This window comes from Agarivorans aestuarii, assembly GCF_019670125.1.
Taxonomy (GTDB): Bacteria; Pseudomonadota; Gammaproteobacteria; order Enterobacterales; family Celerinatantimonadaceae; genus Agarivorans; species Agarivorans aestuarii.
The window spans coordinates 307,647-323,017 of the sequence record NZ_AP023033.1 but is presented as its reverse complement, the minus strand read 5'-3'; the positions used below and the strand labels follow the sequence as shown (position 1 = coordinate 323,017).

Sequence of the window (15,371 nt, the reverse complement as noted above, 5' to 3'; positions counted from 1 at the left end):
TATCACGGTCTACTCAAACGGACTAAAAAAACAAAAATACTTGTTCAGTTTTCGGTTGTTGAGTATTTCTACTCAATGTACCTTTTAGCTTTAGATTCTGAGACAACAGCAATGACATTCAATAACTTACACCATCAACAGTCACCACTATTACTCTGCAATGTTTGGGATGTTGCGAGTGCGAATATAGCCAAAAAGCTTGGTTTTACCGCAATAGGAACATCAAGCGCAGCAATTGCTGCTGCTCGAGGTTTAGATGACGGCGAACAGCTTTCGTTTAACGAATTAATCCAGGTTGTTGCGCAAATAAAGCAACACTGCAGCTTGCCTTTAAGTGTCGATATAGAAGCAGGTTACAGCCAAAACCCTCAAACTATTGTCGACAACATACTGTCACTCAATGAACTCGGTGTAGTTGGAATAAACATTGAAGACAGCGTGGTAAAACAGCAGCGAGAATTGCTGCCTGCGAACGACTTTGCAGCCACGCTTTCCTTTATAAAAAATCAGCTCACGCAAAGAGAGATAGAAATCTTCATTAATGCCAGAAGTGATGTTTTCCTTGTTGGCTGCAAGGATGCCGTAAGGCTAGCCAAGCAACGGATGCAACTTTACATCGACGCCGGTGCGGATGGGATCTTTTTACCCGGTATCGAGCAGCTGGAGCATATTGAAGAACTAAGTAAACACTGCAGCGTACCGCTAAATGTAATGTGCATGCCGCATTTAGCTAACTTTGCTCAACTGCAGGCTGCAGGGGTTAAACGCATCAGTATGGGTAACTTTGTATTTAACAACATGCAGCAACATCTGGAAAGTCAGCTGGCCAGCATTAAGCAAAGCCAATCTTTTGCAACGCTGTTTTAAGGCTTGGTATTAAAAGCTCCAGCCGTTGCCGGAGCTTTTAGACCTTCTATTTAGCCAAACGTTTTGCGGTTTCGGCAACCCCAGCACCTAAGGCTTTTACGCGCTGCTCCATATCTGCATCGGTTAATTGCCCGTCACTATTAAATGCTTGATAAGAAGAACCAACAGCCACTTGGTTTGGGCTAACCATTACCCCTAAGTTGAACAAAATATCACGGGTATGTGCCAAGCCACGAATGCCACCTAAACCGCCCGGGGAAGTTGCCATTATACCGGCCACTTTACCTTGGAAGGCCGAGCCAATATCAGCATCCTTAGAAGGGCGAGATAACCAATCTAAAGCATTTTTTAGTACGCCTGAAATAGAGCCATTGTACTCAGGGCTGGCGATCAACATGCCATCGGCCTGCGCAAAAAGGTGTTTTAAATCGTTAACAGAAGCAGGTGTGCCCTCGGCCTCTAAATCTTCTGAGTAAAGTGGGATGGCAAAGTCAGCTAAGTCTACATAGCGAACTTCAGCGCCCGCTTCCTCGGCACCTTTGGCCGCAATTTTCACCAAGTTTTTATTGAACGATTGAGCGCGTAAGCTGCCTGCAATAGCAATTAATTTAGTCATGTTGTGCTCCTAGGCCTAGCCTGAAAATGGAATTTGTTTTCGATTTGAGAGCATTCTTACATAAGCAAATTTGAAGAAAAACAACACCTGTGCAACACTTCTGTGCATGAATGCACAGAAGAATGATTGGAACGACATCCATATAGCTTATAAGGTTGCAACCTTAGGCACGCTTACCGCAGCCGCAGAAGCACTGGATGTGCACCACAGCACGGTATTACGGCGAATAAATGCCTTGGAAGAACGCCTAGGCACCCGCTTGTTTCATCGCCATGCCCGCGGCTACCAAGTCACCGAAGCAGGTTTGTTACTTACCCAAACCGCCGAAAGCACCCAAAACGACTTTAACCGTTTATTGGGCAAACTGGCCGGCACCGACAATCAGCTTTCCGGGACCTTGGTATTAACCACGGTGAATAATATGGCCGAGCTGCTATTGCCAATGCTGGCCGAATTCCAAGCGCTTTATCCCAATATCAAATTGGAATATGCCGCCGATAGTAGAATTTTGAAACTAGAACACGGCGAAGCTCACGTAAGCATTCGCCCAGGTAAAAAACCTAAAGATCTAGACTACGTGGTGCAGCACTTAGCCGATAGCCCAGTAACTCTCTATGGCTCAAGTGCTTATCTTAAAAAATACGGAAAGATTAAAAGCTTAAATGAGGTGGCAGGGCACAAGTTTATTTCAACCATTGAGCCCTACTCGCAGATTAGCTTTATTAATTGGATGAATAGCGAGTTAGATCCGCAACAAATTGCTTTGCGGGTAAACGACTTTAATGCCTTTATTCCGGCCATAAAAGCTGGGTTTGGCGCAGCACCACTCAATTGTGAAACCGCCAAGGCCTACCCAGACCTGCTGCCACTTATGGCACCACCAGAACATTGGGCCATTCCACAATGGCTTACCACACATGTAGATATGCACCGCACCAGTAAAGTTCAGGCCTTCACCCAGTTTTTGAAGCAACGTTTTAAGGCGCTAGCAAATTAACTACAGTTGTTAATCACTCGCCGGTAAATAACGGTAATGGCCGGTTATTTTGTAATTAAACAGCATGTCGTTTAGTTGCGGCCCTAGGCCAATGTTATGAACAATTTTGGGAACGTCAGCTGCAGTGTATTGGTCACTCACAATACCGATATGGGGCAGATTACCGGGGAGCATCCAAGTCACAATATCACCCGGCAAATAGCTGCTAGCGCTATTACTTACAGCTAACGATTCACCGTGGCGGGTAAGAAACACCTGAAGATTAGGCACTCGACGGTGATCTATATTGCGGTCGGTACGGTTTAAGCCCCAAATACGTTTAGACGGATAAAGCGCAAAATGCTGCTGCATGTCTTCATGCACTAGAACCTGTAAATCAATGCCAAGCTTCCGGTAAGTGCGAATCAATACATCAGTGCATACGCCAAAGTGCTCGGGCACATCGCCGTTTGGGTAATCCAGAGCAAAATATGCACCATTGTAGATGACTATATGCTCAGTTCGCACCAAGGCGGCATCAACCAACTGTTGCGCCAAGGTAGTGCCCATAACAGGTAATGATAGAAGTGCTATCAGCGATATAAGCCACTTAAACATACTGGCTAATTTTCCTTTGTTAGCTGTTCACCCAAGTAAGCTAATCATACCTACTTACTCATCAATTAATAACAAAACAAACAATAATAGAAGCGACTTTTAAGTGAATTTCTCCTGCGCCCTTACAGTGCATCGTTCGATCAAGCTCACTAAACGAGCAATAATCTCTAATACTATGGAGGTAGCTGTAAACTTCAATTGATGTAGATCATATTTTATTTTTGCTGGCTAGGGTTATGTTAAAGCTGTGTTAATAAATAGACTATGGGTATTTAGATGGAATTAAAGCAAGATCCACGTTGTTATACCAACGTATGCATAGACGGCCAATGGTTTCACTATGACCACTGCAGCACTAACGCCTACATGCTAAAAGGTGGCTCGCCGGCGGGCATCGAGCTGCAAAGCATTCCTACTACCGAGAACGAATTAGTCGAGCTACTCTCTCAGTATTAACTTCACTCCACCTTGGTGTGAGCAAGGTACGGCGTGATTAATTGTTGCTTATCGCAAAACCAACAAGCAAACATCAAACGGTTATCCGCTCTACAAAGTTGAACTAAACAAGCGGCTACCCAAAGGTAGCCGTTGATTAGCGCTGCAGTATCGGCTGCAGCACATTTTAGCTTAACCTTTAACTGGCAAACCATTTCCTCGTTCAGCTTGACGAGGCTGAACGAATACCGCTGTAGTCATGGCTGGTACTTCGAATTGTCCATCTACAAACTCAGCATCTTTCACCACAAGATCATTTGAGCGTTGCTGTACAGGGTGCAACTCAAAACCCTGTGCATTGTTAATGCTAATTTGTTGGGTTTCTGCTGTTGCGTTCACCATCACCACAATCGCATCATAGTTACTGTCTAGGTCAGCACCTGAATGAATACCATTGTCGATTGATTGCACAATCACACCCGGTATTTGGTCTACCCCGGTATTGTGGAAGTCGATACGCGCCATAATGTCTTGCTTAGCATTCATGCGGAACAATGCAGAGCTGGTGCGCATTTCCATCAAATCAAAGAAGCGTAATTTGGCATCTTCAATATGTTGCGGCTCGGCTTGAGTTTCAGGGTTAGCAATGATTTTCTTAATCACATCATAGTTTGCACCATCGATGTGTTTCATCGGCAAACCCTTGTTCCAGTTGTTATCTTGGGCGGTGAAATCAACACGGTTGTACCAATCACCCGAGTCGTAGCTATCACGCTCCATTGACTTAGAACGTAACAACTCAGAGCCCATGTGGATAAACGGTATACCTTGACCTGTCATCACCGTAGACAAGGCAACGGTTTGCATACGTGCACGTTGCTCTGGCGTTAACTCTTCAGCCAATTTGTACTGATTAATGTCCCACAGAGTTTGGTTATCGTGCTTAGATACGTAAGAAATATTCTCTTGGGCACTTTCGGTGTAGCCTGCTGGTTGTTCATCACCACCATAAAGCAATTCACTACCTTTAATGCGATCGCCATTACGGTCAACAAATTGGAAATCGGCCAAGTTACCCGCCATACCTACACGAATAAGGTCGGCGTTGTACATCCAAGTTTCGTTGTAAGTGCTGTCAGGCGTATCGGCATTGAGTTCATTGGCTAAAACCGCATTGGCAAAACCTTGCTGCTTACGTAGCTGATCACCATCATCAAATGGGCTACCACCACGAATACCATCACGTAAACGGTCAGAGAAGGTACCTATCCCAGTGCCCGCCATGTTTAGCTGGTTTGCTTGAACAAAACGAGCGTCATCTTGCACTTCACCAAAGGTCCAGCCTTCGCCGTAAAAGTAATTATCTGGCGATACTTTTTGCACTTCTTCTAGCGCTTCGATCATTAAGTCTTTTGGTTGGTGACCCATTAAGTCAAAACGAAAGCCATCAATTTGGTAATCACGCGCCCACACAATTAACGAGTCAACCATCAGTTTACCCATCATTTTGTGTTCGGTAGCGGTGTTGTCACAACAGGTTGAGTTTTCCACTACACCGGTATCAATAGCTAAGCGTTGGTAGTATCCCGGTACAATTTTATCCAATACCGACTTATCGTTGCTAGGGCCAGAACCATGGGTATGGTTATACACCACATCCATAATCACTCGCATATCTTGCTGATGTAAATGCTTCACCATTTGGCGGAACTCTAGAATACGCTGTTTACCATGTGCATCAGTAGCATAGCTGCCTTCTGGCACATTAAAGTGGAACGGGTCGTAACCCCAGTTAAAGCTATCGTACTGGCGTAAATCATTCACTAAAGCCTGTACTTTTTCAGTGGCAGGATTTTCATCAACATAAGCTTGCAGCACATCTTCAATCACCGCCGACTTATCGGTGCCGTCTTCACACACACCAGCATTGGCATTTAGCTCACACAGTTCACCAATGGTGCCATCAATGTCTACACGATTGACTTCATCAACCGTAGCAATATCAAACACTGGTAACAGGTGCACATTGTTTAAGCCGCGGTCACGTAACTGCATTAAATGCTTGTAACTGGCGCGTTCTTCATCGGTAAAGGCTAAGTACTTACCGGTATATTCTGGGTTACCATCTTCATCGGCAAAACTAAAATCTCGTACCTGCGTTTCGTACAATACGTAATCGGTAGGAGAGTCAATGGTTGGCGGAACAATGCTGTCCCAACCACTTGGGAACAATTCACTGTCATTTTGTAAATCAACGACCTGCGAATGGGTGCTATTAGCCGATAAACTTAGTGAGTAAGGGTCGGTCACCATTAGCGTTTCAATACGCTGGCTATTTGGATGGTATACCTCAACTTGGTAGCGGTAAAAAACATCCACCATATTAGGCATCGCATCGCTAGACCAAATACCCGTTGCAGGATCAAACTCCATAGCCACAAAGCCTTGATCGGCGTGTGCGCTTAAGTCTTCATCGTACAAGGCCAGATTTACATCTTTAGCCGTTGGCGCCCAAAGACGGAAAGTTGTTAAGCCGTCTTGAATCACTGCACCCAGCGGCTCATCTTTAGCATTTTCCCAATACAGGTCATCTAGCGCCCCAGGAATTTGCAACAAGGTAGCAGCAACCACCTCTTCATCTTGATTATACGCCGCAGCCACTAGCTGACCTTTTATCACCTCGGCAGCTTGTTCTGCATTTAATTCGTAAGCTTGTAAATGCGCCAAATGAGGGAATTGAGCTTTAACCTCTGCTGGCATCTCGGTAATGTTTAATTCTAGGGCTTCGCCACCCTCTATTGTTTTATCTTCGACATTTACCGAAATGCCGGCATTGGCAGAATGGTACAGTTTAAACTGGCTACCATTTGCATCCCATAGAATGAGATTATCACGCACCCAATGCGCACTTGCGCCAACAATGCCAACTGGAGGTTGGTTTACCTCGGTGTAATCGGTATCTACATACACGTTGTCATCGCCCGCCTTTATCAAGCCATGTTTGTAGTCAGTGTAGTAGAAGCGTAGGTCACCAGTTTGGCCACCCTGTTCTAAATTACGCGGGATCATATTGATACACTCACCGGCATGATAAGCGTCAATCACCCAGTAAGCGCCGTAAGTCTCGTTAATGCCGGTGTATGCCATGCCAGCATCCCAACCACCTGTAGCGTCACCGTCACTGCCATCACTCCAACCATTACAACTGGCATCGTTCCAGCCGTGAATAGTCCAACCTTGGTAGTATTCCTCTAAAGACTGATTGCTTGCTTTAGCATCGTCTAAACGGTAATAAACGGCAATTTGACCGTCTTTTAGGTCTACAAGACCGTTTTGATCACCGTTGTCATTATTACTGCTGCTATTACAGGCAGCCAACGAAACCGCAGCCAGCACTGGCAAAGTTAACTTTGCAACTTTGGATAATTCCATTCCGAGATAACCTCATTAGTTTTATTTTTATAGTGTTTAATGCTTTGAAACTTTCATTTTTCAGCCTATACACCTAAATCAACCAAAACTGTGAGATATGCCTAGCTCAGGTTTAAGCGCTCAAATATCAACCAAGCAGTTTCTAATTTGCCAGCCTTTGTCACTATATTATTCTAAAAAATAAAACCAACTTAGATAATAAAACCATAAAAAGTGTGATTTCAGACCTTTAAGGATTTTGAGAGGTAGTTTGCAAGCACTGGCTTAAAAAAGAAAAGCACCAGTAATCAGAATTAGTGCTTAAAAAGGGGCTAACCGCTCATTGAGCAAGTGCTAACAGAAACAGCACTAAACTAGGGTCTGTTACGCCCCAAAAACCATCAGATACGCGCCATAGTAGTGCGTTTAATTGCAGCCTTTTTTGAAACAAATTTCTCCAGCCCTACTCGCAGCAACTTTATGTGCAAACGGTACATTTCGTGCAGAACAAAAATCACCCATTTGCACAACAAAACTCAAGCCAAAAGAAGAGCATATTTGGCACAGCTTTTGGAACGCTTAACACGATGGAATAACTAGCGTGACCACCAATATAGCGATTGTTGTCACCAATAGATGGAGTTAAAACAATGAGCCAAACTAACGATTTTCCACTCTCGGCGGTTCCACAAGACGCCCGTAAAGGTTTTTGGTCTACCGCTTTTGTACTTTTAGGGTTTACTTTCTTCACTTCCACCATGTGGGCAGGTGGCACACTCGGCACCTCTTTTAGTTTCACCGAGTTGCTGTGGATTATACTAATAGGTAATTTGCTATTAGGTAGCTATGCCGCTGGGCTGGCTTATGTAGCATACAAAACCGGCTTAAACTCGGTGTTGCTAGGGCGATACTGTTTTGGAGAGCATGGTAGCAAGCTGTCTGACATTATCTTAGGTTTTACCCAGATAGGCTGGTACGCCTGGGGTACCGCCACTATAGCAATTATTCTGCTTAAGCTGCTCAACTTACCCGAAAGCTACGCAACACCTTTAATGGTGCTATTTGGTTTTGGCTTTTGTATTACCGCGTTTATTGGCTACAAAGCCTTAGAAATTCTTTCTAAAATATCTGTTCCCGCCATGTTGGCATTTATCGGCCTGTCGATTTACCAAGGCAGTATTGATATTGGCGGCTTCACCCAGCTGAGCAGCATTGCACCAAGCGATACCATGGCATTCTCTGCGGCAATTACTTTGGTATTTGGTACCTTTGTGAGCGGCGGAACCCAAGCAACCAATTGGAGTCGTTTTGCTAAGTCTGGCCGCATAGCGGTTATCACTACTTTGTTAGCTTTCTTTATTGGCAATGGCTTAATGGTATTTGTCGGTGCTTTCGGCGCGATGGTTTACCAACAAGCCGACATCGTAGACGTACTGGTAAGCCAAGGCTTTATTCTGGTTGCCATTCTGATGTTATTTGCCAACATCTGGACAACCCAAGACAACACTATTTATAACTTTGCCGCCGCCGGCTGTAACTTGATGAGAACCGACAAGCGCCGTCTAATTACTCTAGTAGGTGCCGCCATCGGCACCCTGCTAGCAGTATTTGGCATGTATAACCTGCTTATCCCATTTTTAATCCTTTTGGGTACCTTTATTCCACCCATTGGCGCCATCATCATGGCTGATTTTTGGTTTAAACATCGTGGGAACCCACCAGCATTAGAGCAAATTGAGCTGCCTAGTTTCGATAAATGTGGTTTAGCCGCATACGCGGTTGGTTCGGCTGCAGCTTACTATTCCCCTTGGATAGCGCCGTTAGTTGGGATTGTTGTGTCGGCCAGTTTCTATGGTGTATTGCTGCACATTAGCTCGGCTCAGCCCTTAGCCAAACAAACGGCCAGTTAAGGAGGTAGTGCTTGGCTATTCGCGCTAAAGATATTCCCCTAATCCCCGGTTTAGAGAGCATTAACTTGCTTACCGGGGAAGCTTCTCAACAAGCTATTCGCTGGCCATACTTAGCCGAGAACAAAGAGCTAGCACCTTGGTTAACCGGTGGTGAACTTGTCTTTGTTACCGGCATTAATTTGCAACGAAGTGAACAAGAGTATTATCAACTTATAGATGAAGCTTTAGAAAAGTCGGCGGCAGGCATGGTTATTCTGACCCACTCAGAGTTTATCGACACCATTCCCGAGTGCGTGATTAGCTACGCCAACCAACATCAATTTGCTGTACTAGAGCAGCCTTACAGCTTGCCTATGGTTAAAGTTACCGAGCTAATTTGTAAGGCCTTAATTCAAGACAACCTATCTAGCCACTCGCTACAGCATTTTATTAGCCATGTGATTAATAGCCCCAACCAACTGTCGTTGTTGTCTCGACACCGCGCCAAAGAATTAGGCTTAAACTTTGATGCGGCCATTAGTATTGCCCAGCTACAACCACAAGTTAGCGATGCAAGTGACTTAAATGTTTGGGTATTTCAACTTCGCCAGTGGCTAAATCGCATGCGAAGCCCCTACCCGCTAATTGAAGATCATCACGGCTGGTATTTATTGTTGCCCATTCAAGCCCAAGACTCTTTAGAGCAACAGCGTAGCCTTTGGCAGCAACTTAATCAGTATTTAATGCAACTAAAGCTTAAATACAATTTGGGTGTGAGTGTTAGCCCACAAGGGTTAAACCAGTTGGCCAATGCCGCTTTGCAGGCTAGACAAGCTGCAGAGTTTAGCCAATTACAAAGCCATCATTCCGCCATTGTGCACTACTTAGATTTAGGGGTGAGCCGAGTATTTGCCGCCATTGAGGATCCGCAAATTTTACTGAACTTTTGCTGCGACAAACTTGGGCCCTTATTCCATTGCCAAGAACCAAGCTTAATCACCCTTAAGCATACTCTGCGCTGCTACTTTGACAATTTAGCCAGCTTAAGACAAACCGCCAAAGAGCTAAATATTCACCGAAATACGCTCAGTAATCGTCTCGCCAAGGTACAAACACTCACTGGTTGTGACCTAGAACAAGCGCAGCAACGTCTAGAATTACAAAATGCCCTGCTGATGGAGCCAATAACAATCCAGCGGCAACAACATTCTGTTCAAGGATTATCATGAAAATTATTAACGCACGTTTAAGAGGGCAAACAGAGCTGTTTAGTCTATCTGTTGCCCAAGGGCTAATTACTCACATCACTCCGCAAACAGCAGCTTTATCAGCTAACTTGTCAGAATATGAAGAAGCGATAGATGCCGCCGGTAATTTATTGTCTGCTCCTTTTGTTGAGCCGCATATTCACTTAGACGCAGTGCTCACTGCCGGACAGCCCTCTTGGAACATGAGCGGAACCTTATTTGAAGGGATTGAGCGCTGGAGCGAACGTAAACCGCTGCTCACCCCCGAAGACATCGAGCAACGCGTGTTAAAAACCGTGCAACTGTTGGTTGAAAATGGGGTGCAGTACATTCGTACCCATGTGGATGTGACCGATCCACAACTCACCGCGCTTAAAACCATTGCCAAGCTAAAACCTAAGCTGTCTTCTGCAATTAATTTACAAATTGTTGCCTTTCCCCAAGAAGGGATCTGGTCTTTTCCCAATGGCAAAACCTTAATGGAGCAAGCCATTGAAGAGGGAGCAGATGTAATAGGCGGAATTCCCCATTTCGAATTTACCCGCGAATATGGAGTAGAGTCGATGCGCTGGGTGGTGGAGCTCGCTAAACAACATGATCTATTGGTAGATGTGCACTGCGACGAAATAGACGACGAAGCATCGCGTTTTTTGGAGGTGCTAGCCGCCGCAGCCTTAGAGCTTGATATGGGCGAGCGCGTTACTGCCAGCCACACTACCGCGATGCATTCTTACAACAACGCCTATTGTTCTAAATTATTTAGGCTACTCAAAAAATCTAAAATAAACTTTGTCTCTTGCCCTACCGAGAGCATTCACTTACAAGGCCGCTTTGATACTTACCCTAAACGACGCGGCGTAACTCGAGTGAAAGAGCTATGCGAAGCCGGCATGAATGTCTGCTTTGCCCAAGATTCTATTCAAGACCCTTGGTATACCTTAGGCAACGGTAAACTGCTACGAGTATTAGACGCTGGCTTACACATCTGCCACATGATGGGCTATAAAGAGCTATCTAAAGCCTTAGATCTTATTACCGACAATGGCGCTAAAACCTTACAAGTAGAAGCTGAATACGGTATTGAGGTAGGCAAACCTGCAAACTTTATTTTGCTAGAAGGAGAAGACGATTTATCGGTGATTCAACGCCAAGGCGAAGTATTGTTATCGGTACGAAATGGCGAAATACTGATTCAGCGTCAACCAGCTAAGCTAATTAAACGCTGTTCCTTTTAGGCTGAGTAAACGACAAGTAATCGGCTAGAAGGTGCTTAATAGCTTACAAAAAACGGACCTAGTAGGTCCGTTTTTGGATAACTATAGCTATATGTTTATTCGGCAGTAAAGTTAAACTTCTGTCCGCCAATACTGGCTTCATACATTAAACCACCTTTAGCTAAGGTGAATACCGCATAGCCGCTTACATAGTGGGCTTTAGATTGGGTTTCGCCTGCTGCTGCTCCGGCGCCAGATGTACCAGCTTGAGCAGATGCACCAACGGTTAGTGCCACTGCGCTAGCTTGAGCGCCAAACTCGAAACTACCGCCAGTAAACTCATCATAAGCGCGTTTATCTTGAAGGAAAATGATTTGGCTAAACGCTTGGCCACCAAGCTGGAAACCAAGGGTAACTTGGCCCATATTCACACTGCCTGTTGTTGCTCCGCCTCGGTAGACTTTACCCTCACCATAAGCGCCACCAATGCCAATGCCACCCTTACCAATGGTAGGAAACACCGCATAGCCATAAGCATTGTTAAAAAATGGGGTAGTTCGATCAGATTTCTTGAACTGCTGAATCGTAGCTTGATAATCGTCTGCGACGGCTTGAAAACTTAATACAAGCACACCAACGCACAGTGCCAACCATTTCTTCATAAATAAACATCCCTAGATTTGGAGTATGGTGCAAGCAGCATACACGATGTATGTGAAAATCGGTACGCTGCCTACAAAAACTTCAATATTGGAAAATTTATGCCGTGGGTTGATACAGGCGATAACAGGTTTGATATTGATAACGTTCGCCTGGCTTTAACCAACAGCTTTGGTGTGGCCAATCTGGGCGGTTGGGAGAGTCTGGCAAGAATTGGGTTTCTAAAGCAACGCCACTATGAGCTTGATACACTTCGCCATTGTGCCCCGGATTACCGGTTAGGAAGTTACCAGTATAAAGCTGGATCGCAGGTTTATTGGTATACACTTCCATTGCTAACGACGCGTCATCGGCAATAATACGGGCTACTGGCTTGCCATCACTCACTACCTGCTCTTGCAGCAAGTAACTATGATCGTATCCGCCCACTAGCTGCTGATCGGGATCTTTCTTAAGATCTTTAGCAATCCGCTTGGCTTGCCTAAAATCAAAACCAGTTCCTTCTACAGGTTTTAAGCCATCAATCGGAATACCATCTGCTGCTACTGGTAAGTAATGATCTGCTGCAATGTATAAGTGGTGCTGTAATACCGTTGAGCTAGCGGCATTCAAATTAAAATAACTATGGTCGGTGAGATTTACCGGACAGGCTTTATCTACAGTAGCTGAGTAATCCAGTACTAACTGATTATCTTCATCTAAGGTGTAATCAAGCTGCACTTGCATATTACCAGGAAATCCACACTCTCCATCGGCTGAGCTAATAGTAAAACGAACTTTGTTGTCTGCCAGCTGCTCGCCTAGCCAATCGCGGTGGCTAAAATCATTGGCGCCATGTAATTGGTGCTCATCTTGATTGGCACTTAAGGCATAAACTTGCCCTTGGTACTCAAAGCGCGCTTGCTTGATGCGGTTAGCATAGCGCCCCACTGTAGCGCCTAAGTAAGCGTCTTGTTTTAGGTAATCTTCAAAGCTGTCACAACCCAGAACCACTTCACGTAACTCACCGCTACTAAGTTTTATTTTTAAACTAGCTAGGGTGGCTCCCCATGCTAATACGGTGGCCTCACTCCCCTTAGCATTCCTAAGGGTAAACGTTTGCAATTTTTTATCTTGCTGTGCGAAAGGCATGAAAAACTCCTAAAACTAATTCAATACAATGAGAGTAACAAAAAGGTGGAAAACCTCTGCAACCCGCTAAATAAGGCGATACTAGCCTAGCTTAACGGAAGATTTTTGATGCAGTCCACAGTTCAACATAAGACGCAAAAAACGTAATAGCCTTAACAACAAAAAAGTGAACCTCGTCACCTTTCATACTAGGCGAAATGACAATGTTTTCACAACCAATATTGCTGTTTGAATTAACTAAACAGCTAAATACATGCGCTTACCGCAAGTTTTTAACAAGGTTAGGGAGCACCCAAAGTTTATCTTCATCGATCGGCGTCTTTGGATGTAAAGACGGGTTGCGTAGTTTAAACACCAAGCGATTTTCCATTAAATCTGCCAATTTGTGGTAATTAAACTTTTTAAATAGTGCGTCGAAACTGCCATCATCAATGGCTAACCTTAAACCTTGCTCTAAACGCTCTGCTAAGGCGGTGTTTTCTGGGTTTACAAAGTAATAAATGGGTGCGGGATAACTGAGTAATATTCTTGGCTCTGCAACAAAATCATCCCGCTTATGCTGTTTTAATTCCGCGCCTATTTCGCTAATACCTCGAGGGAAATAATCAAAACGGCCGCGCTTTAACATGCCAAACAAACCTTCATAGGTTTTACCTTCAATCACTGGCAAGCGGTTGTATTCTAGAATCTCAATATCTGGCCAGCCCATACCTTGCCCAGCGCGCATCTGGCCCAATTCACTAAGCTGTTGAATGTCCTTAAATCGACGTAGGTCTTCTCGGCGGATCATCAATACCCGCTGGCCTAATAAGCCCTTCAATAAAGGAATCCGTACAGCCAGCAGTTTTGACTCACGCTCAAGGCTGGTCATTGTCCAAACAATATCGATACAACGCTTGCGCTGAACTTGCTGTAAGGCTCGGTCTTGCATCATCCTAACAGCGCAAGTTTGAGTGGTATAAGAACCGTGGCTCGCTTCTGTTTTGCTTAAGGCTAACTCTAACAGCTCAATAAAGTATTGATGTCGCTGATCTTTGTCGCTTTCTGGCTGAACGTGTCTCACCACTAGGTTCGCCGCATTGGCCCCAGTAACGATGGTAAAAATCACTAACAGCATTAAACAGCGACGCGGCATTGGCATTGTTCACAATTAACTTATCAAGTTAATTGTATGTAATGGATTTACTTAATAACAAATGACTAGATCAATAAAATATCAAAGCATGTAAAACTTCCAACACCCAGCTGATGCTAAGCGCGATTGAACAATAAACGGGATAACAAGTGGGCTAGTTAAACTTAAGCCAAAGCGGGCTTTGTTCGCTAGGGGTGCTAGCGTGTAAATAGGGGTTATTTAGTTTAATCACCGTGCGAGATCTTAGCTCGTTAACTAGATTGTCGTATTGATAGCGAGAAAACAGTGCATCAAAGCTGCCATCGCTAAAGGCGATCCATAAACCTTGTTCAATACGCGCTGCTAACTCGCGGTTTTGCTTGCTTACAAAATAATAGATAGGCGCACGATAACTAATTACTAAGTGCGGCTCGGCCACAAAGTTTTCACTTTTATGCTGCTCTAACTCATCAAAGATCTCGTTAATTCCACGCGGGAAATAATCAAAGCGCTGACGTTGTAACATGCCAAACAAACCTTCGTAATTCATGCCTTCAATTACACCAATATTGTTAGCACGCAGTATTTTGTTGTCTGGCCAGCCGCTGCCTTGGCCTGCACTAAAGGCCTGTAAGTCTTGAAGAGATTCCACCTTGGCAAAACGACCAATATCTTGTTGGCGAATCATCAATAAGCGCTGTCCAAGCAGCCCTTTTAACAGTGGGATCCGTATGGGCAATAAGGCCTCTTCTCGCTCTGCGGTGCTCATTGTCCACACCACATCAATACCGTCGTTATTTTGCAGCTGCAGCAAGGAGCGATTTTGGCTCATTTTGGCTTTATTACTCTCAAGACGAAACGGCCCAAGCTCCTGCTCAGTTTTAGATAAGACCAAGTCGAGTAAATCGATAAAATAGAGATTTCGTAAGTCTTTTTCGCCTTGCGGCGCAATATGGCGCACCAGCTGGGGGCTTAGCTCAGCGGCAATAGATATCGAACAGAGCGATAGACTGGTAAAAACAACGAGAAATAGATGTTTCATTGTTGCTCAAGCTGTACTCATTTACTGCTTAGTGTACAAAATATCAGCAAGTGACAATAGCCTTTCTGTCAATTATTGCCTAAGTACTCAACAATTAATTAGTCAAAACTCTCTCTACTTGCCAGAGAAGCTGGCGATGTATCATATGACT

13 protein-coding genes are annotated in these 15,371 nt (G+C 44.6%); 6 read left to right on the top strand and 7 right to left on the bottom strand.

Going from position 1 to position 15,371, the window contains the following annotated elements; translation table 11 throughout:
• The first annotated feature begins 111 nt into the window (after positions 1-111).
• Positions 112-867 (top strand): isocitrate lyase/PEP mutase family protein, encoded by a 756-nt coding sequence (locus tag K5609_RS01505; protein ID WP_246611929.1) that lies wholly within the window; start codon positions 112-114, stop codon positions 865-867.
• A 46-nt stretch (positions 868-913) separates the two neighbouring features.
• On the opposite strand, the gene K5609_RS01500 is transcribed toward K5609_RS01505, so the two are convergent.
• Positions 914-1,483 carry an NADPH-dependent FMN reductase gene (locus K5609_RS01500; protein WP_016399801.1) on the bottom strand — a complete coding sequence of 190 codons (570 nt, stop codon included), beginning with the start codon at positions 1,481-1,483 and terminating at the stop codon, positions 914-916.
• Positions 1,484-1,589: 106 nt separating this feature from the next.
• On the opposite strand from K5609_RS01500, the gene K5609_RS01495 reads away from it, so the two are divergent.
• Positions 1,590-2,480, top strand: a complete 891-nt coding sequence (locus K5609_RS01495; protein ID WP_221075671.1) for a LysR family transcriptional regulator — start codon at positions 1,590-1,592, stop codon at positions 2,478-2,480.
• Between the two features lie 9 nt (positions 2,481-2,489).
• On the opposite strand, the gene K5609_RS01490 is transcribed toward K5609_RS01495, so the two are convergent.
• Positions 2,490-3,077 carry a DUF1287 domain-containing protein gene (locus K5609_RS01490; RefSeq protein ID WP_221075670.1) on the bottom strand — a complete coding sequence of 196 codons (588 nt, stop codon included), beginning with the start codon at positions 3,075-3,077 and terminating at the stop codon, positions 2,490-2,492.
• Positions 3,078-3,353: 276 nt separating this feature from the next.
• On the opposite strand from K5609_RS01490, the gene K5609_RS01485 reads away from it, so the two are divergent.
• Positions 3,354-3,533 (top strand): hypothetical protein, encoded by a 180-nt coding sequence (locus K5609_RS01485; protein ID WP_221075669.1) that lies wholly within the window; start codon positions 3,354-3,356, stop codon positions 3,531-3,533.
• A 171-nt stretch (positions 3,534-3,704) separates the two neighbouring features.
• On the opposite strand, the gene pulA is transcribed toward K5609_RS01485, so the two are convergent.
• Complete coding sequence (gene pulA, locus K5609_RS01480) at positions 3,705-6,944, bottom strand: pullulanase-type alpha-1,6-glucosidase (protein ID WP_221075668.1); 3,240 nt, start codon at positions 6,942-6,944, stop codon at positions 3,705-3,707.
• Positions 6,945-7,573: 629 nt separating this feature from the next.
• Here pulA and codB point away from each other — a divergent pair.
• From codB to codA, 3 genes are read left to right on the top strand one after another with little or no spacing between them, the layout of a single operon-like run.
• Positions 7,574-8,833 (top strand): cytosine permease, encoded by a 1,260-nt coding sequence (gene codB, locus K5609_RS01475; RefSeq protein WP_221075667.1) that lies wholly within the window; start codon positions 7,574-7,576, stop codon positions 8,831-8,833.
• Between the two features lie 11 nt (positions 8,834-8,844).
• Positions 8,845-10,041: a PucR family transcriptional regulator gene (locus K5609_RS01470; RefSeq protein ID WP_221075666.1), complete on the top strand. Its 1,197-nt coding sequence runs from the start codon at positions 8,845-8,847 to the stop codon at positions 10,039-10,041.
• The gene (gene codA, locus K5609_RS01465; RefSeq protein WP_221075665.1) at positions 10,038-11,294 is read left to right on the top strand and encodes a cytosine deaminase; all 1,257 of its coding nucleotides are present in this window, start codon (positions 10,038-10,040) and stop codon (positions 11,292-11,294) included. Before K5609_RS01470 ends, codA begins: the two co-directional genes overlap by 4 nt.
• A gap of 95 nt (positions 11,295-11,389) precedes the next feature.
• Here codA and K5609_RS01460 read toward each other — a convergent pair whose 3' ends face one another.
• The 4 genes from K5609_RS01460 to K5609_RS01445 form a co-directional block, all read right to left on the bottom strand.
• Positions 11,390-11,935 carry a YSC84-related protein gene (locus K5609_RS01460; protein WP_221075664.1) on the bottom strand — a complete coding sequence of 182 codons (546 nt, stop codon included), beginning with the start codon at positions 11,933-11,935 and terminating at the stop codon, positions 11,390-11,392.
• 97 nt (positions 11,936-12,032) lie between these two features.
• The gene (gene galM / locus K5609_RS01455; protein WP_221075663.1) at positions 12,033-13,064 is read right to left on the bottom strand and encodes a galactose-1-epimerase; all 1,032 of its coding nucleotides are present in this window, start codon (positions 13,062-13,064) and stop codon (positions 12,033-12,035) included.
• A 259-nt stretch (positions 13,065-13,323) separates the two neighbouring features.
• On the bottom strand, positions 13,324-14,199 hold the full coding sequence (locus K5609_RS01450; protein ID WP_246611928.1) for a substrate-binding periplasmic protein: 876 nt from the start codon (positions 14,197-14,199) through the stop codon (positions 13,324-13,326).
• Positions 14,200-14,353: 154 nt separating this feature from the next.
• On the bottom strand, positions 14,354-15,220 hold the full coding sequence (locus K5609_RS01445; RefSeq protein WP_221075661.1) for a transporter substrate-binding domain-containing protein: 867 nt from the start codon (positions 15,218-15,220) through the stop codon (positions 14,354-14,356).
• Positions 15,221-15,371 lie beyond the last annotated feature (151 nt).

Bases quoted from the DNA above. Each gene is read 5' to 3' on its own strand.
- K5609_RS01450 (WP_246611928.1), bottom strand. From the start codon at position 14,199: ATGCCGCGTCGCTGTTTAATGCTGTTAGTGATTTTTACCATCGTTACT.
- K5609_RS01460 (WP_221075664.1), bottom strand. From the start codon at position 11,935: ATGAAGAAATGGTTGGCACTGTGCGTTGGTGTGCTTGTATTAAGTTTT.
- codA (WP_221075665.1), top strand. From the start codon at position 10,038: ATGAAAATTATTAACGCACGTTTAAGAGGGCAAACAGAGCTGTTTAGT.
- K5609_RS01485 (WP_221075669.1), top strand. From the start codon at position 3,354: ATGGAATTAAAGCAAGATCCACGTTGTTATACCAACGTATGCATAGAC.
- K5609_RS01445 (WP_221075661.1), bottom strand. From the start codon at position 15,220: ATGAAACATCTATTTCTCGTTGTTTTTACCAGTCTATCGCTCTGTTCG.
- codB (WP_221075667.1), top strand. From the start codon at position 7,574: ATGAGCCAAACTAACGATTTTCCACTCTCGGCGGTTCCACAAGACGCC.
- pulA (WP_221075668.1), bottom strand. From the start codon at position 6,944: ATGGAATTATCCAAAGTTGCAAAGTTAACTTTGCCAGTGCTGGCTGCG.
- K5609_RS01495 (WP_221075671.1), top strand. From the start codon at position 1,590: ATGAATGCACAGAAGAATGATTGGAACGACATCCATATAGCTTATAAG.
- galM (WP_221075663.1), bottom strand. From the start codon at position 13,064: ATGCCTTTCGCACAGCAAGATAAAAAATTGCAAACGTTTACCCTTAGG.
- K5609_RS01505 (WP_246611929.1), top strand. From the start codon at position 112: ATGACATTCAATAACTTACACCATCAACAGTCACCACTATTACTCTGC.
- K5609_RS01490 (WP_221075670.1), bottom strand. From the start codon at position 3,077: ATGTTTAAGTGGCTTATATCGCTGATAGCACTTCTATCATTACCTGTT.
- K5609_RS01500 (WP_016399801.1), bottom strand. From the start codon at position 1,483: ATGACTAAATTAATTGCTATTGCAGGCAGCTTACGCGCTCAATCGTTC.